This is a genomic window from uncultured Flavobacterium sp., assembly GCF_963922255.1.
GTDB lineage: Bacteria > Bacteroidota > Bacteroidia > Flavobacteriales > Flavobacteriaceae > Flavobacterium.
The window spans coordinates 101,549-122,814 of sequence record NZ_CAWUIC010000011.1 but is presented as its reverse complement, the minus strand read 5'-3'; the positions used below and the strand labels follow the sequence as shown (position 1 = coordinate 122,814).

Here is a 21,266-nt window from a genome sequence, read left to right as displayed (position 1 = left end):
CTAAAAACCACTCGAACTGACGGTAAATAGAACTTATAGATTTTAAAGATTATAAAAGATTTCTAAAATCTGTGTTTCAAAAAAATCCGCGAAAACCCGTGCAATCCGTCTCATCCGTGTTCCAAAAAAACAAATCATTTTCATTATAACGGTTCTCGATACAATTTTTAGCCATAAAAACTAGCGTTTTCATGCCTAAAAACCACTCGAACTGACGGTTAATAGAACAAGTTGATTTTAAAGATTATAAAAGATTTCTCAAATCTGTGTTCCTAAAAAAATCCGTGAAAACCTGTGTTTGACGAAGTCAATCCGTCTCATCCGTGTTCCAAAAAAAAGCCCTGCAAAAAGCAAGGCCTTGAATATCTTACATCAAGAACTATTAAAGTTTACCATCTACACCACTACCCAGTATTCCTTTTACGTCATACAAGACACTATTGTCTTTTTGTAAGGATGGAATGTCTAATGTTAAGAACTCTTTATGAGAAACTCCTAAGACTACAGCATCAAACTTTGTGTTTGGAATTTCGTTGGTACTTGTAATTTTATATTCGTGTAGCACTTCTGCAGGATTTGCCCATGGATCATAAGTTGTGACTGTAATTCCGTATTCTTCTAAAGAGGCAATAACGTCTACAATTTTGGTGTTACGAACATCTGGACAATTTTCTTTAAAGGTGATTCCTAACATTAAAAGATTTGCTCCATTAACCGTAACTCCTTTTTTAATCATGGCTTTCACCACTTGTGAAGCTACATATTCTCCCATACTGTCATTCAAGCGTCTGCCCGCTAAAATGATTTCTGGGTGATACCCTTTTTCTTGGGCTTTTTGTGCCAAATAATATGGGTCAACCCCAATACAATGTCCACCAACTAATCCTGGTTTGAATGGTAAAAAATTCCATTTTGTTCCAGCAGCTTCTAAAACATCGTGGGTATTGATATCTAATAAATTAAATATTTTAGCCAATTCATTGACAAAAGCAATATTAATATCACGTTGCGAATTCTCAATAACCTTAGCCGCTTCAGCAACTTTGATGGTTGGTGCTAAATGCGTACCGGCAGTGATTACACTTTTGTATAAATCATCCACTTTTTTTCCAATTTCTGGAGTTGAACCGGATGTAACTTTTAATATTTTTTCAACTGTATGTTCTTTGTCTCCAGGATTTATTCTTTCAGGTGAATAGCCTGCAAAAAAATCTTCATTGAATTTTAAACCGCTAACACGTTCTAAAACAGGAATACATTCCTCTTCAGTCACACCCGGATAAACAGTTGATTCATAAATCACGATATCTCCTTTTTTCAAAACCTTTCCAACCGTTTCACTGGATTTATACAAAGGAGTTAAATCAGGTCGGTTGTTTTTATCCACAGGAGTGGGAACAGTAACTATATAGTAATTGCAATCTTTTATAGCATCCAAATCTGCAGAACAATACAAACCTTTAGCCTCTGAAGGAGATTTTATCAATACCTCTTGTAAGATGTCATCTTCAACTTCCAAAGTACTGTCTTTACCAGAATTTAGTTCGTCAATTCTTTTTTGGTTAATATCAAAACCTACTACTGGAAATTTTGTCGCAAACAATCTTGCTAATGGTAAACCTACATACCCAAGTCCAATGATTGCAAGACGGGGTGATGGGGTGATGGGGTGATTTTGTGACATTTTATTTTTATTTTCTATTACTACTTTTGTAGACAAGTTAGTTACTTATCTATGTGTTTTTTTAACAAGGGTACTCCTTACAATTTCCGACTGCATCTGAATCACTCGAACTGACGATAAATATAACTATTGATTATTAAAATTTCTTTAATCTGTGATCCTAAAAAACGTAATGAATCGTTTTGACAACAAGGGTTCTCGATACAATTTCAACTCCACTTTGTTCCGTCGAAATCACTCGAACTGACGGTTAAAAGAGAATAGATCTAACTCCCAATTGCTTGATATACAAAGCCAATCTGTTCTAATTCTTTTTTATCTAATAAATTTCTTCCGTCAAATACAAAAGCTGGTTTTTGCATTTGATTGTATATTTTTTTCCAATCGTATGTTTTAAATTCGTCCCATTCTGTTAAGATTGCTATGGCATGCGCATCTTTACAAGCCTCATAAGGATCATTTACCACCTTTAAATCAGTCCTGTTCAATTCGGAGGGACGCGTTTCTAGATAATCTAAATCATAATAAATTTGACTTTCTTTTACTTTTGGATCAAAAACTACAATATTGGCTTGTTCTGCCAATAAATCATCTGCTACATAAATAGCTGCTGATTCTCTGGTGTCATTAGTATCTTTTTTAAAAGCCCAACCTAAGAATGCGATTTTTTTTCCAGAAACTGTATTGTATAAAGTCTTGATTATATTTTTTGCAAATCTTCTTTTTTGGTGATCGTTCATAATGATTACTTGTTCCCAATAATCTGCTACTTCATTTAATCCGTAAGATTTAGCAATATAAACTAAATTTAAGATGTCTTTTTGAAAACATGAACCTCCAAACCCAACAGAAGATTTTAAAAATTTGGGTCCTATTCTACTATCCATTCCAATGGCTCTAGCTACTTCATTAACGTCTGCTCCCGTTTTTTCACATAATTCCGACATAGCATTAATTGAAGAAACCCTTTGTGCTAAGAAAGCATTGGCTGTCAATTTTGATAATTCAGAAGACCAAACATTTGTAGTTAATATTTGTTCTTTTGGCACCCAATTGGCATAAATATCCACTAAAGACTGAATCGCTTTTTGTCCGTCTTCAGTAGCATCTCCACCAATTAAAACTCTATCAGGAGCTAATAAATCTTCTACTGCAGTACCTTCCGCTAAAAACTCAGGATTTGATAAAATTTGAAATTTCACTCCATTTCCTGTGTGATCTAATATGCTTTTGATTGCACTTGCGGTTCTAACTGGTAAAGTTGATTTTTCTACAACAATTTTATCCGTTTTAGCCACTCTTGCAATTTGTCTGGCACATAATTCAATGTATTTTAAATCGGCTGCCATACCCTTTCCAACTCCATAGGTTTTAGTAGGAGTGTTTACCGAAATAAAAATCATTTCCGCTTCATCAATAGCTTTGTCCACTTCTGTAGAAAAGAATAAATTTCTCCCTCTAGCTTCTGCAACTATTTCACTTAAACCAGGTTCGTATATTGGAATATTATCAACATTTGGATCATTCCAATCAGTGATTCTTTTTTCATTTAAGTCAACTACTGTAACTTTAATACTTGGACATTTTTGTGCAATAATTGCCATAGTTGGCCCACCAACGTATCCAGCACCGATACAACATATATTTTTAATCATTTTATATTATTTTTTCAAATTTAACCAATACCATTTTACGGCTTCTTTTAATCCTTCTTTCATTGAATACTTAGGACTGTATCCTAATAAAGTTTTTGCTTTATCTATACTTGCTAGCGAATGAGGAATATCTCCTGCTCTATTTGGTCCATAAATAACCTCAACGTTAGCTATTTCTGCATCATATTCAGTTAGAAACTCTTTTAAATAATTTATTAAATCATTCAAAGTAGTACTATCTCCAAAAGCTGTATTGTAAACGGTATTTATTGCTTCGGAATTATCTGTTAATAATGCTTTTTCGTTCATTTGAACTACATTGTCAATATAAGTAAAGTCTCTTGAGAACATTCCATCTCCATTAATGACTGGACTTTCGTGATTGATAAATTGGGCTACAAATTTAGGAATTACTGCAGCATAAGCACCATTTGGATCTTGATTTCTTCCAAAAACGTTGAAATAACGTAATCCAATAGTTTCTAAGCCGTATGTATTACTAAAAATAGTGGCATACAGTTCATTAACGTATTTCGTAATTGCATAAGGAGATAATGGTTTTCCAATGACGTTCTCTACTTTTGGCAACTCTTTAGAATCTCCATACGTTGAAGAACTAGCCGCGTAAACAAATCGTTTTACTTTGGCATCTCGTGAAGCTACTAACATATTTAAAAAACCAGAAACATTGACATCGTTAGATGTAATTGGATCATTAATTGAACGAGGAACACTTCCAAGCGCTGCTTGATGCAACACATAATCTACCCCTTCAACCGCTTGCTTACAAGTATCCAAATCTCTAATATCTCCTTCTATTAAAGTAAAGTTGGGATTTGAGTTGAATTTTTCAATGTTATGTTTATGTCCAGTTGCAAAGTTATCTAGACAAACAACATTGTTGTCGTTATTTAAAAAATAGTCACATAAATTAGACCCTATAAATCCTGCACCACCTGTGATTAATATCTTTCTTCCTGTAATATTCATTATTTATTTTTTCTTAAATCTATTTAAAAAACCTTTTTTAGACGATGATTGCACATAACCTTCCTCGTAGCTGCCATAACCATAACCATAATTATATCCGTATTTCGATTTTTTCTTAAAATCATTTAATATGATACTGATGTTGTGTAATTCTCCTCTCCTATGTTTTTCGTTCACTACAGAAAGCATTCCTTTCTTAGTTACTGCTTGTCTAACAATATATAAAGTCGCATCACAATATTGTGCTAATTCTAAAGCGTCTGAGACTAAGCCAACGGGTGGTGTGTCTAAAATGATGTAATCGTAAATTTCTTTTAATTCCTCTATAAGCTCATTCATAGCGTCACTTATAATCAATTCAGCAGGATTGGGAGGAATTGGACCCGAAGTGATAATATCAAGATTAGGAATATGCGTATTTTGAACTATTTCGGTTATCTTTTTTTGCCCAATTAAGTAGTTCACTACCCCAATATTATTGTCTATATTAAATTCATCAAAAAGTTTAGGTTTTCTTAAATCTAAACCTACAATCACCGACCTTTTGCCACTCATAGCAAAAACCGTGGCTAAATTCATGGTGCAGAAGGTTTTTCCTTCCCCACCAACGGATGACGTTAGCATTACAATTTTTGCACCCTCTATTTTTTGCTTTTTATAAATAAATTGAAGAGATGATCTGATACCTCTAAAAGATTCTGCGATAGCGGATTTAGGTTTGTCAAAAACCGCTAAGTTGCCCTCTTCCATGTTCTTACCAATGACCCCAATTATTGGAATTTTAGTTAATTTTTCAATATCATCCGTAGTGTTAATTGAATTATCTAACAAAGTTATCACAAACACTATAAGAAATGGTATCCCTAAGCCAAGCAACAAGGCTAAAATATAATTGACACTGGTTTTGGGTCCAATTAATCCATCACCCACATCTTTTGCCGGGTCAATAAACTCAATGTCAGACAAATTAGAAGCTCTTATGATATCCGCTTCCGCTCTTTTTTCAAGAAAGGTCGTGTAAATATTGTCCTTTAAATTAAATTTACGAGTAAAGTTTATTAAATCTTGCTGTTGTTCTGGCAGTTGCCTAATGGAACTCTCGGCATTATTGATGTTTCGAGCCAATAAGGATAAATCGATTTGAAGCGCGCTTTTTGAGCTGGCAATATTGTTTAACAACACTTTTTTAACCGATTCCATTTGTACATCAAAGTCCGCAAACATTTTTTCATTTTTAACGGCATACGCTTTTTCAGATCTTTCTGTGGAGAGTTGAATTAACTTAGACACATTAGAAATAATGTTTGGATCTTCAATTCCAGCTACTGTTGGTGCAGGTAGTTTTGAATAATCATTATTTTTTTCTAGATAATTTTTTAGTAAATTATAGTATGCTATTTTTCTGTTAACTATGTCTTTTTCTACATCATACTCTGATAATTTTGAAGTTAGCACTTCTCCACCACCTTCAAGCATATATACATTTTTATCTTTTCTAAAAGATTTAAGCTCTCCTTCAGCTTCATTCATTTGCTTTTCCACATCGATTAAGGTACTGTCTATAAACCTAATGGTATTGGTTGCAAATTGATTTTTGCTATCTAACTGACGTTTTTTTAATGTGCTCACTGTTGCATTGAGAAAATCCACCAGTCTTGCTTTGTTTGTGCCTGCTTTTGCAATTTTTATTATGGAACCTCCTTTAACATCGGCCTCAACATCTACGCTTTTATAGCTTGCCACTGTACTATTAAAGTCTGAAAACTTGATAAAATATTCTTGCTTTAAATTGTTGATATTCATTAAATCTTGTGTCAATTTAAAACTTAAAAAAGGCAATTCGACTTTTTCATTGATGTTGAAAGTCCTTTTGTAATCCCCTACAGGAACTTTTACATTGCTTTTTGTATTATCGGCATAATGGTATAAATCTGCTATAGTATTTTCAAAAGTAGTAGAAAGTTCAAATTGATTCTGATTTAGAAATTTTATTTTCAACAGTTGATTGGCAATTTGTCCTTTATTTTCATCAATAACAACTTTAAAAGGAGTTTCCCCATAAGCATCTTGTAGGTTATACTCCGTTTGTTTTAAGTAATTGATATAAAACTGAAGGTTTCTTACAACAATTTCATTATGTGATCTTGATTTTAAAGTCGTAATTACTGTCTGCACTTTATCTGATGTTCCACCCCAATTGAACACTAAACTGGTGTTTGAAGAAAAGAGTTGGTTGTTTTCATCTTTTACTACAATTAAAGTTTCCATTCCATAAATTTTCTCTTTACGAATATTTACTTGGTAAGCAATAGTAAAGGTCAAAATCAAACACAGTATAAACCACTTCCAATAGCTCATTAACTTTGCGATAAAGCCTTTGAAGTCAAAGCTGTTTTGTGTTTCTAGAATATTAAAATCTTTGATATCTAACATATTAGTTTCTAAGCAATAAAATTGTAGTGGTCACTAAGGATAATGCTGTGATTATGGTGCCAATGGTTTGGGTACCGGTTGTTCCTGTTCCCCAAGACTTTTGTTTCAAAGGTTTGACAATAATGTAATCATTAGGTTGGATGTAGAAATTAGGTGAATTGACTACTTCTCGATTTGTTAAATCTAACGAATACATTTCAAAACCATGCGGTTGTTTTCTTAGTATTTGAACTTCTTTTCTGTTTCCTGTGAGGTTTATGTCTCCTGCATTAGCAATAGCTTCTAAAATAGTTACTTTCTCTTGAAACAACACCTGATTTCCTGGTTGTCCTATTTCACCATTAATGGTATAATTAAAACCTGCTAATTTTACGGTGACAAAGATTCTTGCTTGTTCAGTAAAGTACTCATCGGTTAATTTTTTTTCGACCGTTGTTCTTATTTCCTCTAAGGTAAAGCCTAAAACATTTATTTCTCCTAAAACAGGAATTCGAATGTTTCCGTGTTGATTTACGTTGTATCCTGAGAAATAAATCCCTTGTGCGCTTTGCGCTTGCGTTTGCTGTGTGGAAGCGTTAAACATCTCCACTAATTTTTGATCCAGAGCTTTGATGTTAATACTCAAAATATCATTGACCTGAACTCTATAAGGCTTGGCATCAAATTCATTGATTACAATTCCATCCGGTTTATTTCCATAGTCTTGAAGGTAAATTAAATCTTTGTTGGGAATACATGAAAACAAGGATGTGGCCACAACAAACACTATAAAAAACTTAAAAATTCTCATTCCATAATAAGTTAGTTGGCAAATATAAGCAAAAGCTTTAAAAGAGGTAATAAATATAACACTATTAAACTGTTAAACGTTTTTAATGGACACTTCAAATGGAATTCTGTGTAATAAACTTCTTCCAAGAGTAACTTCATCCGTATATTCTAATTCATCACCGATAGCAATTCCCCTAGCAATTGTTGAAACATTTACTGAAAATTCTTGAATTTGTTTATAAATATAAAAATTGGTTGTGTCCCCTTCCATTGTGGAGCTCAAAGCAAAAATTAACTCTTTAACTTCTCCTGATTTTACTTTTTCTACGATGGGTATAATGCTTAGTTGCGAAGGTCCAATTCCGTCAATTGGCGAAATTCTTCCACCTAAAACATGATATAAACCTTTGTATAAACCTGTATTTTCAATTGCCATAACATCTCTAATATCTTCTACAACACAAATAATAGTTTTATCTCTATTTGGGTTAGAACAAATTTCACAAATATCATTATCTGATAAGGTATTGCAATTGCTACAAAACTTTATTTGTTCGCGCATATTTTGCAAGGCTTCTGTTAAAAATTGTGTTTGTTCTTTGGGTTGTTTTAATAAATGAAGTACTAATCGCAAAGCTGTTCGTTTTCCGATTCCAGGCAATTGAGCCATTTCATTAACGGCTTTTTCTAATTTCTTTGATGATAATTCCATACCCTACAAATATAGTTATTTCAACAAAAAATTTGAACTTAATTTTATTCTATTAATTTTGTAGAAAAACTGACTCCATGCAACCTATTTCTATATTAATTCTTGTATTAGCTTATTTTACTGTACTCATCTTATTTTCTTATTTTACAGGAAAAAAATCAGAAGTTAGTAACGATACTTTTTTTAAAGCAAATCGACAATCTCCTTGGTATTTGGTAGCATTTGGAATGATTGGAGCTTCACTATCTGGTGTGACCTTTATTTCTGTTCCTGGAAAAGTGGAAGCGGCTCAATTTGCCTATTTTCAAATTGTAATTGGTTACATTTTAGGTTATTTTGTCATTGGAACAGTGCTTTTGCCTTTGTATTATAAATTGCAATTAACTTCTATTTATACTTACCTTAATGATAGATTTGGAAATTATTCATACAAAACTGGAGCTTGGTTTTTTATTGTTTCGAGAACTGTTGGTTCTAATTTACGTTTGCTTTTAGTGGCTGACGTTTTACAGACTTTAGTTTTTGAACCCCTTGGAATTCCCTATTGGATTACCGTGACTTCAATTATTTTCTTAATCTGGGTTTACACACAAAAATCTGGTATTAAAACTATTATTTGGACCGACACTTTACAAACGCTGTTTATGTTGGTTTCAGTTGTGATTTGTATTGTAGTTGTTTCTCAAGATTTAGGTTTGAACATCAATTCTATATCTTCTTATGTTGCAGATAGTGATTTTTCAAAAACATTTTTCTTTGACGATTTAAGTTCCCCAAAATATTTCTGGAAACAATTTTTCTCTGGAGCTTTTATTGCCATCGTAATGACTGGTTTAGATCAAGATATGATGCAGAAAAATTTGACTTGCAAAAGTTTAAAAGATGCCCAAAAGAATATGTTTTGGTTCACAATTGTCTTAACATTCGTGAATTTTCTATTCTTAGTTTTAGGACTATTATTTACTGAATATGCTTTAAAAAACGGAATTGACGCTCACAAAGACCAACTGTTTGCCGTTTTGGCCAATAATTATTTAGGAGTTGTTGTTGCTTTTAGTTTCCTGTTAGGTTTGATTGCTGCTGCTTTTTCATCTGCTGATAGTGCTCTAACTTCACTTACAACTTCTTTTAGTATCGATATTTTGAATATTGAGAAAAGATATGACCCCGCCCAACAAATTGCGGTCAGAAAGAAAATTCATTTAGCTTTTGTATTGGTATCCATAATCGTAATCCTGATTTTTAAATATGGTTTCAACGATGCAAGTATCATTGATAAAGTCCTGAAATTTGCTGGATTTACTTATGGTCCGTTATTAGGACTTTATAGCTTTGGATTATTTACCAACTGGCATGTTAAAGACAAATTAGTTCCCATAGTTGCCCTTTCTGCCGTCATAATTTCCCTATTGTTAAATGCTTATGGAGAAGTTTGGTTTAATTATACCTTTGGATTTGAAATCTTAATGGTCAATGGATTTTTAACCTTCTTAGGATTAATACTGATTCGTAGCCAACAAAACTAGTGTACAAGCTTCTTCATATTTGATACCGTTTGCCTTTAACAGTTGATAAAATTCAGGATTTTCTGTCCCTGGATTGAATAGTACTCTTTTTGGCTCTAAACCAATGATGTAGTTATAATAATCGCGTTGAGCAATTGCATTTAGATACAAAGTAACTGTATGAATTTTTGTGGCAGGAATAGCTTTTGACTGAATTTTAACTCCTGCTACTTCTCCTGTTTTTTGACCAATGGCCACAACCGTATGTTTGTGATTTACTAAACTGTTAATGGCTTTAAAGCTATATCGTTCTGGATTTGTTGAAGCTCCTATTACTAATGTCTTTTTCATATTTATCTTTTAAAAGACAAAAATACGAATAAACAATTTATAAATATTTCCAAAGACTGGCATTTAACTTTAAAGTTATAATTAATTTTAAACAAAAATGCTTTTCAACATCTCACATAATGATAAAAAAATCAAGAAAACTATAAACGATTTAGTGGGCAATCCTTATGGTATTATTGAAAATATAAAAATGAAAGGAACTGGTTCTCCTAGATTACCTATTGTCAAAGCTAGCCCAGAAATCGGCAACATTTTAAACAAAAACAATTCCATCAAATATGCAAATATTGAGCTCAGACCTAAGGGAATCATTATGGGATTTCAATCGCAATTAGAAGTTTATGCTTTAGTTATCCCTTTTTACAAATTGGTTCTTTTTAAACCTGGTAATACTATGACGTTTCATATTGACGAACATTTTATCAGTATTGATATTTCAAAAAACACTGATAAAATTATGAAATTTCTAAAAAAAATTGAAAATCTAAAATTGAAACAGATAAACAACTGATAAATTAACTTTTTAATAAAACTAATTAAAAAATAATTTATGCTACATTTGTAAAAAAACAAATGGAAGTATTCCTACTCTTATTTGCTGCTTTATTCTCCATTTTAAATCCCATTGGAACCGTTCCCATATTTGTGGGATTAACTGAAGGATATAGTAAAGCTGAACTTTCCAAAACTTCTTTATGGACAGCCATTAATGTATTTATTATATTAATGATTTCTTTTTTTGTTGGTCAATATGTATTGTCTTTTTTTGGAATTACGATTACTGCTCTTAGAATTGCTGGTGGAATTTTAATTACAAATTCTGGTTTTGCTTTACTGAATGGTAAATTCAGTAAAAACAAAGGTATTAATAAAAAAGTAGAAGAAGAAGCACAGGAAAGAAGTGATATTGCTTTGACTCCTTTAGCCATGCCCATGCTTGCTGGACCAGGTTCTATGTCTTTATTAATTGCCTTTTATCAAGAACACAACACAACTGGTGAAATAATTGCGTCTAGCATTGCTATTCTTGTGATTGCGATTGTTATTTTTATTATTTTAAGAAGTGCTTATTATTTATCTAGAATTTTAGGTTCTTCTGGAATTGTAGCCATTTCAAGAATAGTAGGTTTCTTGACGATTGCCATTGGAATTCAATATATTATTAGTGCTATTTTGAGCATTATTAGAGGAATTTAAAAAAAGGTTATGGGTTTTGGGTAATTGGTTATAGGTTAAAAAAAATTATCTTAACTTACTTAAACAAGTCTTAAAATTATAGGCATCTTCTTTTAGTATTTCAAATTTTCTTAACTTTAAGAAAAAAAGAAATACATGCGAATTCTACTCACTGGAGCAAACGGTTATGTTGGGAAAAGGCTATTACCTGAATTATTAAATAATGGTCATGACGTAGTGTGTTGTGTCAGAAACAAAAATCGTCTTGGTCTTGATGCTAGTACACTTAAAAAGATTACTATTTGGGAACTTGACTTTTTAGAAGAACCTTTACTTGAAAATCTACCTGAAAAATTTGATGTTGCTTTTTATTTAATTCATTCCATGACCTCATCTACTGATAAATTTGATGAATTGGAAACTAAAGCTGCTAAAAACTTCAATATTTATTTAAATAAAATTGGTGTAACACAAGTTGTTTATTTAAGTGGAATTGTAAATCAAGAGTATCTTTCAAAGCATTTACAGTCTAGATTAAATGTTGAAGAAATTCTCTATAAAGGGAATTTTAAAACAACAGTTTTAAGAGCAGCCATAATTGTTGGTTCTGGAAGTTCCTCTTTTGAAATCATTAGGGATTTATGCGAGAAACTGCCTGTAATGATTACACCAAAATGGGTCTTAACCAAGTGCCAACCTATTGCTATTCGTGATGTAATACAGTATTTAATAGGTGTGATGTTGAATGAAAAATGCTATGATGATTCGTTTGACATTGGTGGACCAGATATCATTACTTACAAACAAATGATGCTTTCCTATGCAGAAACAAGAAAAATTAAACTTTGGATTTTTACTTTGCCCGTAATGACTCCAAAATTATCTTCTTATTGGCTTTATTTTGTAACTTCTACATCATATAAATTAGCCGTAAATTTAGTTGACAGTATGCGATTGGAAGTTGTTTGCAATGACAATAGACTTCGAAATATTTTAAACATCACTCCTATTTCTTATGTGGAAGCTATAAAACTTGCGTTTTTAAAAATTGAACAAAACCTTGTAGTTTCAAGTTGGAAAGACAGTCTAGTTAGTGGTCGATTTAAAAAAGAATTAGTAGGTTATATTCAAGTTCCAACGTACGGTTGTTTAAAAGATGAAAAGTCCATAAAAGTTGATGATGTTGATAAAGTTTTGGAAAACATTTGGTCTATTGGTGGAGCCAAAGGTTGGTATTATGGCAATTGGATGTGGGAAATTAGAGGTTTTTTTGATAAATTGGTTGGTGGTGTTGGTTTGCAAAGAGGTCGAACACATGTAAATGAGATAGCTGCAGGTGATTCTTTGGATTTTTGGAGGGTTTTGTTAGCTGATAAGACTGAAAAAAGATTGTTATTATTTGCAGAAATGCGATTGCCTGGTGAAGCTTGGTTAGAATTCAGAATTGATGAAGATAATGTTTTGCATCAAATTGCTACATTTAGACCAAAAGGTATATTTGGAAGGCTTTATTGGTATAGTTTAGTGCCTTTTCACTATTTTATTTTTGGTGGAATGATTAAGAATATTGCGAAAACTAATTAAGAAAATTCCAAAAAATAAAATTCCAAATCCCAATTATTATTTTGGAATTTGGAATTTCAGTATTGAAATTTTAAAAAAATTAGTTCTTTGGAAGAAAAATTTCTGCCATCATACATCTTGCGCTTCCACCGCCACAAGCTTCAATTGTATCTAAACTGGAACTTAAAATTGTGGCATGCTTTTCTAATTTTTGAATTTGGTCAGCAGTTAAACTTTCATGAGCTGATTTGCTCATTACCAAATAACTTTTATCATCAGTACCTTTTAATTGCAACATGTTTCCAGCAAAGTTGTTTACTTGCTCTTCTGTGATTAAAATGATTTCTTTTCCGTCTTCTTTTAAACTTTGTAAGACTTGTCTCCTTTCGCTTTTGTCATCAATACAATCGGCACAAATAACTGCAAAAGTTTCACCTAAACACATCATAACATTAGTATGATAAATCAATTTTCGTTCTCCATCAACGGTTTGATACGCTTCAAAAATAATAGGTCCCATATCAAAATCTTCACAGAATTCGATCATTAATTCTTCATCTGCTCTAGGAGATAAGGCACAATAAGCTTTTCCATTGGCTCTATCTAGAAGAAGACTTCCTGTTCCTTCTAGAAAAATGCCATCCTCTTCGGCTGAAGTGTAATCCACAATATCATTTAATTTGAATCCTTTTTCTTCTAATAAATCAAGAATATCTTCTCTTCTTTCGGCACGACGATTTTCGGCAAACATAGGATATAGAGCTACATCACCATTCTCGTGAAAAGAGATCCAATTGTTAGGGAAAATGCTATCTGGTGTATCCGGATTAATTGTATCGTCTACAACTGTTACATCTATACCAACCATTTTAAGTTTTTGCACAAAAGTATCAAACTCTTCTTGTGCTTTGGCGTTTACATTTTCTGGAGTTAATCCATCTAATACTTTTTGATAATAATTATTTACCGCTGTTTGTTCGTTCATTCGGAATGCTACCGGACGAATCATTAGTATGGAATTTGTGGTTTGTTTCATTTTTTTTGTTGTCTGTTATCTGTTGTCTGTTGTCAGTTTTATTAAAAGTCTAAGTTTTCCAGTTATTTTCAACGTATTTTATAAAATTGAAAATTTTTGCTCCTAAATTATCATAATCTGTAATATATCTTTCTATATCAGGTATTAATCCTTTGTATAAATGATTAATCTTTATTAAATGCCCTTTTGTTTCTAAACAACTTGAATGTGAAAAAACTAAAAATCTAATAAAATCAGCTTTGTAACGATTTCTGCCATAACCTTCAACAATATTAGAGTTTACAGAATCTGAAGAACGTCTTATTTGACTGCCCAATTCATATAACTCATATTTTGGCAAAAGTAATGAAGCTGAATGAATCTCATAAAATAATACCAAACTAATTTTGTAAATATCCAAATCTTGATAACTACTCATTTATAAACAATTTATTTAGTAAATAACTGAAAACCGTTAACTGACAACTTTTTAATCCCTAATTAATGGTAATGTTGAACATCTTAGTAATCCTTCTTGTTTAGCAATTTCGGCATATGGAATTTCTTCAACTGTAAAACCGCTTTCTCTAAGCCAATTGTTTAATCGGGTGAAATTTTTCTCAGAAACTACTACATCTGGTGCAATAGAAAACACGTTCGAATTCATATGATACATTTCATCTCTTGTGATGTGAAATAGATTTTCTTTTCCGAAAAGTTTGACCAAATACATATAATCTGCTTCTTCACGGAAACCGCTTTTGTAAATGATTCCTTTATCAGTTCCTACAGGCTGAAAGCAGCAATCTAAATGTAAGGCATTGTCTCTAGCTTCGATTTTTGATTTTACTAAATCAAATTCTTTTACAATTTTATTTGGAAATAATTCTTTGATATAATTTACACCCGCCATGTTAGTTCTTGCTGTAATGTAATCTTTGTAATCTGAACCTTTGTATGTTCCTATGAAGATATAATCATTCCATAACATCACATCTCCACCTTCAATATGTACTTCTTCTGGTGGACGAACTACTTTTTTGGGATCAATTTGATCTATAACATATTGAATAGCATCCAATTCTCTTTCTCTATCTGGTAAGATATTTGCTTTTATGAAAGTATCTTCGATTACAAAACCAATATCTCTTGTAAAGATTTGATTGTAGTTTTCAATCATTTTTGGTCTAAAAACTTGTACCTCATATTTTTGAAAAACTTGGTTAAAAGCTTCCATTTCTTTCACCATATCTTCTTCTACAGGATAGGTTCCTGCTAAAATGTGTTCTAATGATTTTGGATCATAAGCTTCGTCAGCTGTTGGTGTTGGACCATTACTAATGGCTGAACCTAAAACTACTGCTTTTAATCTTGCTGTTTCGTTTTTTACATTTAATTGTAACATATAATTGCTTTTTGGCATTGCTACAAAGATAAAAAACAGAATGTGCATTTTAACGATTAAAAAGTATATTTATCCACATTGTTATAATACTATATTTTTATTAAAATCTTTTCTATACATTTGAGTTACAAAAAACTAATAACAAAAATAATTATGGGAATTTCAAATTTTTTTAGTTCACTTTTTGGAAAAGCAAAAGGAACTGCTGATAATGTAAGTGACAAAGTTGAAGATGTAGCCGAAAAAGCTATTGATAAAGCAACTGAAGTAGCTGGTGATTTAAAGGAAAAAGCTTCTCATCTAATTGATGAGGCCTCTGCAAAATTAGACGAAATGGGTGTTGGTGAAAAAGTATCTAGCTTTGTAGAAACTGCAAAAGACAAATTAGAAGAGGCCTCTGAATGGGTTGAAGAAAAAGCTGAAGATGCAAAAGAAGCTGCTTCAAGTTTTGTAGAGAAAGCTGAAGATAAGATTGATGAATTAAGAGGTAAAAAAGATAATTTTGAAGAAGCTGATTAATTCCTTTTTATCAAAATAAAAAAAATCCCGTTTCATAATTTTGTTGAAACGGGATTTTTAGTTTTTATCTATCTTTTACTTCTTTAAAAGGTCTTAAGTTATACCCTGTATAAACTTGTCTTGGTCTTCCGATTGGTTCTTTGTTTAAACGCATTTCTTTCCATTGTGCGATCCAACCTGGCAAACGTCCAATTGCAAAAAGAACTGTAAACATACCTACAGGAATTCCCATAGCACGATAAATGATACCTGAATAGAAATCTACGTTTGGATATAAATTTCTTGCCTTGAAGTATTCATCTTCTAAAGCTACTTTTTCTAATTGTTTAGCTATATCCAATAAAGGATCATCAACTCCTAAAGCTTCTAAAACATCATTTGCTGCTTTTTTAATAATTGTTGCTCTTGGGTCAAAGTTTTTATACACTCTGTGTCCGAATCCCATTAAACGGAATGAATCATCTTTGTCTTTTGCTTTTAATACATATTTAGCAACATCACCTCCATTGTTATGAATTTCTTCTAACATTTCAAGTACAGCTTGGTTAGCTCCTCCATGTAATGGTCCCCAAAGTGCAGACACACCTGCAGAAATTGAAGCAAATAAACCTGCATGAGAAGAACCTACAATTCTTACTGTTGAAGTAGAACAATTTTGTTCGTGATCTGCGTGAAGAATAAATAGTTTATCTAATGCATCGATAACTTTTTTATCAAATTTATAAGGTTCGGTTGGTAATTCAAACATCATTCTCATGAAGTTTTCTACATATCCTTTTGTATTATCATAGTAGTTCAAAGGATAACCCATAGTTTTTCTGTACGTCCATGTTGCAATAACTAAGAATTTTGCCATTGTTTTACAAACAGCATCATACATTTCTTTTTCGTTATTAGGATTCACAGCTTTAGGGTTAAAAGCGGTAAGAGCACTTGTTAGAGAAGCTAAAACACCCATTGGATGAGCCGTTTTAGGAAAACCATCGATGATGTTTTTCATTTCTTCGTTGACTAACGTATATTTTCTGATATCGTTTTCAAATTTTTCTAATTGTGCTTTGGTTGGTAATTCGCCAAAAATCAACAGAAAAGATACTTCTAAGAAATCAGCTTTTTCAGCTAGTTCTTCGATTGAATATCCTCTGTAACGAAGTATTCCTTCTTCACCATCTAAAAAAGTAATTTCACTTTTGCATGAACCTGTATTTTTGTAACCTGGATCTATTGTTATTGCACCAGTTGCACCACGTAATGTTTCTACTTCAATAGCAACTTCATTTTCAGTTCCAACAATTACAGGGAACTCATATTTTTTGCCATCTAATTCTAATGTAGCCGTTTTTGACATAATATTGTTAGGGTTTTAAGATCTTGAATTTTATCAATTGCACAAAATTAGGGAATTCCTTATTAATTAGAAAGAAAATTTGATATCGTTTTCGTTAATAAAAGTATAAATTTTTTAAAGTTGTCATTATTTGCTGACTTCATCTTCCAAATTCAACTTTAAAGTAGAATTATCAACTAAAATTTAACACAAAACACCCACAAAACAATTTAATGTTCTATGGGTGAATGACTATTAACAAACAAATTATCTATTCTTTAACTAACTTTTCTACTTTTTGACCTAATTCTGTTTTTATCATTAAGAAATAAATGCCTTTTGTTACATTAGAAACATCTACAACTTCATTTTCAGCATTTGATATTTTCTTTTGCACAATTCTTCCTTGAGCATCATACACTTCAATTGATGTAATTGTAGAATTTGCCTTAACATTTACAACATCTTTTGTAGGATTTGGATAAATTCCAACTGAATTATCAATTATAATAATTGAATTACTCAACACTTGAAATGTGGTATTGGCAAAATTTGTCTCTACTGGAAAATTGTAATCAAAATAAATATCAGCTTTGTTAGAAACTATATCACTAACTAAAAGATTGTCTTTTGTTTGCAATTTCAACAATATATTTCCGTGCCCACCTGTGTCTAGGTTTATGGTTTGAAAAATAAATTCAATTATATTTCCATTTACTCTGGTAGAAACATTATGAGAAGCTTCCATTAATCGCAAGGTTGAAATGTCAAAATCAGCTGGATTGATTTCTGTTTTCACTACAATATTTTCCGCTTGATAAGTTCCTGTATTTTCAAAATTGATTACATAATGAAGGTATTCTCCAATATATGATGGAGCAACCACATCACCCTGAAGACAAGTAATGCCATTAGGATCGTATGAACCCACAACGGTTTGATTAAACTGAAATAGATTATTAAACGTGTTTTCATCTCCTGCTGAAGGCAAAATTGATGCTGTTAAAGTTAACACATCACCAATATTTACAGGTGGCGTTTCTGTTGGTCCATTCACATTTAGAGTTATATAAAAACTTCTGGTTTCAAAAGGTTTTAAATTGGCATAATCCCAACTCAAAGAGCCAGAACCCACTGAAGATGTAGCATAAGTAGTTGAAACGAAATCGAGCAGATTTTCATTATAGAAAAAGTTAATTCCGTATTGTTGGCTTAAAGTTGTATTTCCAATATTTCTGTAAACAATTTTATAAACGGCATCAAAACCTGGTCTTGCTGGAGTTATGGGAGCAATTACAATTTCTAAATCTGGATGCACTCCGTTTGGTGTAATACAGAAGTTTTGAGTAGTTGTAGTATTATCTATAACTGGAATATTCACACTTGCAGGATTTGGTGTTACATTAAAATAAGTTGGGTTTTCAAGATTTGGGGTTAAACCATAATTTCCAGTTTGATTGGTATTAAAAATATAATTGCCATTAAAATTTGTAAAAACGGAATTATTTAATGAAACTGCATTAAGACTTAAATCAAGTCCCATGTAAGAAGCTGGACTATCTAAAGCATCACAGCCATTATTATTAAAATCATATTGAATAATTCCAGAAATAGAGTTGTAATTTCCTCCTGGATTATTAGTACAATAAGAATTCACATTTACTGAACCACTAACTAAAGATTGAATATTAGCCACTTGATTTTGATCGGCACAAACATAAGTTAAACTTGGATTATTATTACTTAAGAAGTTTTCCAGCCAACTTCCTGAACCTATATTTGAACTTTCATCACTTCCGTTTTTAATAAACACCGTTTGTAATTGCGGATTAAAAGGAAAATAAAGATTGGTTAAATTAAAATTACTAGAAAGATTAAGAGTCGTTAAATTATTAGTGGAACAATTTAATGTTGTCAAATTAGTAAATGCTTCAATACCTGTTAAATCTGCAATATTAGAATTTGAAACATCTAAAGTGGTTGGCACTAATGCTTCTGAAAATTGAATTTCACCATCTGTATTTGTATCTACACCCAACTGAATTAGTTTTGCTTTAAAATTAGCATCTGGAATGTAGACGATACCGTTTACTGAATCAATGACTATTAAATCAAAGTTTGTTATTGTCATACAACCTGTTGTATTATCTACAACACTTACATAAATTGTTTCAGGATTTGAAATATTAAAATAAGAACTTGGATTTGGGAATGGATTAGCTCCAATTTGTGCATCCATTAGACTTCCATAAAACAAAACATTTACAGAAGATGGATCAATTCCATTATATATTGATGCTAAATTTAGTGTCAAGTCAAAAGTAGCAAAACCATCAAAAGGGTTTTCGTAAATTATCAAATCATTTGGCTGCACAATAAATGGAGCAGGATTTACAATTACATCGAAATTAGTAATTGAAATACAACCAGTGAAATTATCTTGTACTCTAACAAAAATAGTTTGTTGAAAAGGAACAATATTCATATAATTTGTAGCATTTTGTACTTGGTTAGATCCTGTTTGTGCATCATTTAAAGTTTCGTGGTATGTAAATGTAAATTGTTGTGGATTTCCATTAGATATCAAATTTTCTTGATTCGTTAAATCAAAACTTCCCGATCCTATACCAGGAAAAATATCGCAAGCGTAAATATCATTCGGCTGAGTAGTTATTGGAGCTGTACTCACAACAATAGTTTCACAAGCAGTTAATGTTTGCGTACAAGCAGGAGTTGTTGATGATGTTACATCTACTAAACATATTGTAGTATCAACAGTTAAGTTAGCAAATGATAAATTAGCCAATCCATTTGGATCTAAAATTACAGACTGAATAGAACCTCCATTAACTGTATATTGAACTGTTGCATTTGGAGTTCCATTAAACATAAGAGTTCCTGTTTCACCTGAACAGATTGGAGAATTTGAACCTATCGAAGCTGTTGGTGATATGTTAACGATCAAATTAAAACTTGTCGTAGCAAAATTTGTTGTGTTTGCATTTTCTTCAACTCTAACGTAAATTGCTTGACTTGGTCCACCAACAAAAGCATTAGGTGGTAAAGCAAAGTTATTATCTGCATCCGCACCTGCTTGATCAAAATGATAAGAAATTGTATATAAAGCAGGATTCAACCCGTTTAAAGTTTGAGATTCATTTGTTGTTAAATCAAAAGCTTCAATTCCATTATTTGAAACATCATCACAAACAACCAAATCATTAGGTTGTGCAATTGGCGGTTGAGCATATAATGTTCCTGATATAAAAAGAAGTATGTATAGTATTTTTCTCATGACTCTTATATTTTGTATAAATTTAATACTGTTTTATTTATTTTTTGGCACTCAATGAGTAAATGTATGTTTTGAATTAGAATTCGCTAAATGGTTTTCAAAATTTCTTGTAAGCGTTCACGTTTTCGTTGTGAAATGGGCAGATGACTTTCATCAGCCATAATAACATAACCACCGTCTTTTTTAATGTAAGATTTCAGATAATTCAAATTTATTAAATGTGATTGATGTATTCTTTCAAATCCGTGTTCGGTTAATAATTCTTCGTATTCTTTTAATGTTTTTGAAATCAGTACTGGTTTACTATTTTTAATGTAAAACTTGGTGTAATTATCTTCGCTTTCACATCGAATGATATCACTAATCTCAAACAAATGAATTCCGTCTGAAGTAGAAAGAGCTATTCGCTTGAAATTATCTACTTTCCTTCTGATGTTTTCCAACAGTAAATCTATATGAGCATAATCGTTAGTTTTCTCTAAAACCGATTCGATTTTCAAAATTACCTTTTGCAATTCATCTGGATCAACTGGTTTTAATAAAAAGTCCAAAGCACTAAACCTAAAGGCCTTAATAGCATATTGTTCGTGAGCTGTAATGAAAACTATGTTTGATTTTATAGTTCCATTCTTAACAGCCAATTGTTCCAAAATATCAAAACCTGTTCCGTCATTTAACTGAATGTCTAAAAAAACTACTTGTGGTTTCAAAGTATCCATTACTTCGATTCCCGTTGCAACACTATCTGCTTCACCAATGATTTTTATATTGGGTGCAAATCGTTCCAACAAACCTTTCATTCCTTCTCTTAGGTTTTGGTCATCGTCAATTAATATAGCTTTTATCATTTTTTAGGTTAAAAGTT

Annotated in this window: 18 protein-coding genes; 5 read left to right on the top strand and 13 right to left on the bottom strand. The window is 31.7% G+C overall.

What is annotated here, in order from left to right; translation table 11 throughout:
- Window positions 1–382: 382 nt before the first annotated feature.
- The 6 genes from AABJ49_RS10335 to recR form a co-directional block, all read right to left on the bottom strand.
- Entirely contained in the window at window positions 383–1,684 is a 1,302-nt protein-coding gene (locus AABJ49_RS10335) for a nucleotide sugar dehydrogenase (protein WP_338378193.1), read from the bottom strand.
- A gap of 266 nt (window positions 1,685–1,950) precedes the next feature.
- Complete coding sequence (locus AABJ49_RS10330) at window positions 1,951–3,339, bottom strand: UDP-glucose 6-dehydrogenase (protein WP_338378192.1); 1,389 nt, start codon at window positions 3,337–3,339, stop codon at window positions 1,951–1,953.
- Between the two features lie 6 nt (window positions 3,340–3,345).
- Window positions 3,346–4,329 (bottom strand): SDR family oxidoreductase, encoded by a 984-nt coding sequence (locus AABJ49_RS10325; RefSeq protein WP_338378191.1) that lies wholly within the window; start codon window positions 4,327–4,329, stop codon window positions 3,346–3,348.
- Between the two features lie 3 nt (window positions 4,330–4,332).
- Window positions 4,333–6,762, bottom strand: a complete 2,430-nt coding sequence (locus tag AABJ49_RS10320; RefSeq protein ID WP_338378190.1) for a polysaccharide biosynthesis tyrosine autokinase — start codon at window positions 6,760–6,762, stop codon at window positions 4,333–4,335.
- Between the two features lies 1 nt (window position 6,763).
- On the bottom strand, window positions 6,764–7,552 hold the full coding sequence (locus AABJ49_RS10315) for a polysaccharide biosynthesis/export family protein (RefSeq protein WP_338378189.1): 789 nt from the start codon (window positions 7,550–7,552) through the stop codon (window positions 6,764–6,766).
- A 72-nt stretch (window positions 7,553–7,624) separates the two neighbouring features.
- Window positions 7,625–8,245 (bottom strand): recombination mediator RecR, encoded by a 621-nt coding sequence (recR, locus tag AABJ49_RS10310; protein WP_338378188.1) that lies wholly within the window; start codon window positions 8,243–8,245, stop codon window positions 7,625–7,627.
- Between the two features lie 77 nt (window positions 8,246–8,322).
- Here recR and AABJ49_RS10305 point away from each other — a divergent pair, with 77 nt between their 5' ends.
- A complete protein-coding gene (locus AABJ49_RS10305; protein ID WP_338378187.1) occupies window positions 8,323–9,771 on the top strand; it encodes a sodium:solute symporter in 1,449 nt (482 codons plus the stop codon).
- Here AABJ49_RS10305 and AABJ49_RS10300 read toward each other — a convergent pair.
- Window positions 9,742–10,107: a CoA-binding protein gene (locus AABJ49_RS10300; protein WP_338378197.1), complete on the bottom strand. Its 366-nt coding sequence runs from the start codon at window positions 10,105–10,107 to the stop codon at window positions 9,742–9,744. The two genes, AABJ49_RS10305 and AABJ49_RS10300, sit on opposite strands and share 30 nt — an antisense overlap.
- Before the next feature lie 91 nt (window positions 10,108–10,198).
- Between AABJ49_RS10300 and AABJ49_RS10295 the strand changes: the two genes are divergently transcribed.
- From AABJ49_RS10295 to AABJ49_RS10285, 3 genes are all read left to right on the top strand, one after another.
- Window positions 10,199–10,612, top strand: a complete 414-nt coding sequence (locus AABJ49_RS10295) for a hypothetical protein (protein WP_338378186.1) — start codon at window positions 10,199–10,201, stop codon at window positions 10,610–10,612.
- 62 nt (window positions 10,613–10,674) lie between these two features.
- Window positions 10,675–11,298, top strand: coding sequence for a MarC family NAAT transporter (locus tag AABJ49_RS10290; protein ID WP_338378185.1), 624 nt, complete (start codon window positions 10,675–10,677; stop codon window positions 11,296–11,298).
- Window positions 11,299–11,433: 135 nt separating this feature from the next.
- Window positions 11,434–12,861, top strand: a complete 1,428-nt coding sequence (locus AABJ49_RS10285) for an SDR family oxidoreductase (protein WP_338378184.1) — start codon at window positions 11,434–11,436, stop codon at window positions 12,859–12,861.
- 79 nt (window positions 12,862–12,940) lie between these two features.
- On the opposite strand, the gene AABJ49_RS10280 is transcribed toward AABJ49_RS10285, so the two are convergent.
- Genes AABJ49_RS10280 through AABJ49_RS10270 form a run of 3 tightly spaced genes read right to left on the bottom strand, consistent with a single transcriptional unit; the run spans window position 12,941 to window position 15,260 of the window.
- Entirely contained in the window at window positions 12,941–13,876 is a 936-nt protein-coding gene (locus tag AABJ49_RS10280; RefSeq protein WP_338378183.1) for an arginine deiminase-related protein, read from the bottom strand.
- A 49-nt stretch (window positions 13,877–13,925) separates the two neighbouring features.
- Window positions 13,926–14,294, bottom strand: a complete 369-nt coding sequence (locus AABJ49_RS10275; protein ID WP_338378182.1) for a four helix bundle protein — start codon at window positions 14,292–14,294, stop codon at window positions 13,926–13,928.
- Between the two features lie 51 nt (window positions 14,295–14,345).
- Window positions 14,346–15,260, bottom strand: a complete 915-nt coding sequence (locus AABJ49_RS10270; protein WP_338378181.1) for an arginine deiminase family protein — start codon at window positions 15,258–15,260, stop codon at window positions 14,346–14,348.
- A gap of 153 nt (window positions 15,261–15,413) precedes the next feature.
- Here AABJ49_RS10270 and AABJ49_RS10265 point away from each other — a divergent pair, with 153 nt between their 5' ends.
- Entirely contained in the window at window positions 15,414–15,779 is a 366-nt protein-coding gene (locus AABJ49_RS10265) for a hypothetical protein (RefSeq protein ID WP_338378180.1), read from the top strand.
- Between the two features lie 64 nt (window positions 15,780–15,843).
- Here the strand turns inward: AABJ49_RS10265 and AABJ49_RS10260 are convergent, their stop codons facing one another.
- From AABJ49_RS10260 to AABJ49_RS10250, 3 genes are all read right to left on the bottom strand, one after another.
- Window positions 15,844–17,127, bottom strand: coding sequence for a citrate synthase (locus tag AABJ49_RS10260; RefSeq protein ID WP_338378179.1), 1,284 nt, complete (start codon window positions 17,125–17,127; stop codon window positions 15,844–15,846).
- Window positions 17,128–17,377: 250 nt separating this feature from the next.
- Entirely contained in the window at window positions 17,378–20,401 is a 3,024-nt protein-coding gene (locus tag AABJ49_RS10255; RefSeq protein ID WP_338378178.1) for a T9SS type A sorting domain-containing protein, read from the bottom strand.
- 86 nt (window positions 20,402–20,487) lie between these two features.
- Window positions 20,488–21,249, bottom strand: coding sequence for a LytTR family DNA-binding domain-containing protein (locus AABJ49_RS10250; protein WP_338378177.1), 762 nt, complete (start codon window positions 21,247–21,249; stop codon window positions 20,488–20,490).
- Window positions 21,250–21,266 lie beyond the last annotated feature (17 nt).

What these genes read in the sequence shown, in the direction of transcription:
- AABJ49_RS10335 (WP_338378193.1), bottom strand. Translation starts at nt 1,684, where the DNA reads ATGTCACAAAATCACCCCATCACCCCATCACCCCGTCTTGCAATCATT.
- AABJ49_RS10330 (WP_338378192.1), bottom strand. Translation starts at nt 3,339, where the DNA reads ATGATTAAAAATATATGTTGTATCGGTGCTGGATACGTTGGTGGGCCA.
- AABJ49_RS10325 (WP_338378191.1), bottom strand. Translation starts at nt 4,329, where the DNA reads ATGAATATTACAGGAAGAAAGATATTAATCACAGGTGGTGCAGGATTT.
- AABJ49_RS10320 (WP_338378190.1), bottom strand. Translation starts at nt 6,762, where the DNA reads ATGTTAGATATCAAAGATTTTAATATTCTAGAAACACAAAACAGCTTT.
- AABJ49_RS10315 (WP_338378189.1), bottom strand. Translation starts at nt 7,552, where the DNA reads ATGAGAATTTTTAAGTTTTTTATAGTGTTTGTTGTGGCCACATCCTTG.
- recR (WP_338378188.1), bottom strand. Translation starts at nt 8,245, where the DNA reads ATGGAATTATCATCAAAGAAATTAGAAAAAGCCGTTAATGAAATGGCT.
- AABJ49_RS10305 (WP_338378187.1), top strand. Translation starts at nt 8,323, where the DNA reads ATGCAACCTATTTCTATATTAATTCTTGTATTAGCTTATTTTACTGTA.
- AABJ49_RS10295 (WP_338378186.1), top strand. Translation starts at nt 10,199, where the DNA reads ATGCTTTTCAACATCTCACATAATGATAAAAAAATCAAGAAAACTATA.
- AABJ49_RS10290 (WP_338378185.1), top strand. Translation starts at nt 10,675, where the DNA reads ATGGAAGTATTCCTACTCTTATTTGCTGCTTTATTCTCCATTTTAAAT.
- AABJ49_RS10285 (WP_338378184.1), top strand. Translation starts at nt 11,434, where the DNA reads ATGCGAATTCTACTCACTGGAGCAAACGGTTATGTTGGGAAAAGGCTA.
- AABJ49_RS10280 (WP_338378183.1), bottom strand. Translation starts at nt 13,876, where the DNA reads ATGAAACAAACCACAAATTCCATACTAATGATTCGTCCGGTAGCATTC.
- AABJ49_RS10275 (WP_338378182.1), bottom strand. Translation starts at nt 14,294, where the DNA reads ATGAGTAGTTATCAAGATTTGGATATTTACAAAATTAGTTTGGTATTA.
- AABJ49_RS10270 (WP_338378181.1), bottom strand. Translation starts at nt 15,260, where the DNA reads ATGTTACAATTAAATGTAAAAAACGAAACAGCAAGATTAAAAGCAGTA.
- AABJ49_RS10265 (WP_338378180.1), top strand. Translation starts at nt 15,414, where the DNA reads ATGGGAATTTCAAATTTTTTTAGTTCACTTTTTGGAAAAGCAAAAGGA.
- AABJ49_RS10260 (WP_338378179.1), bottom strand. Translation starts at nt 17,127, where the DNA reads ATGTCAAAAACGGCTACATTAGAATTAGATGGCAAAAAATATGAGTTC.
- AABJ49_RS10255 (WP_338378178.1), bottom strand. Translation starts at nt 20,401, where the DNA reads ATGAGAAAAATACTATACATACTTCTTTTTATATCAGGAACATTATAT.
- AABJ49_RS10250 (WP_338378177.1), bottom strand. Translation starts at nt 21,249, where the DNA reads ATGATAAAAGCTATATTAATTGACGATGACCAAAACCTAAGAGAAGGA.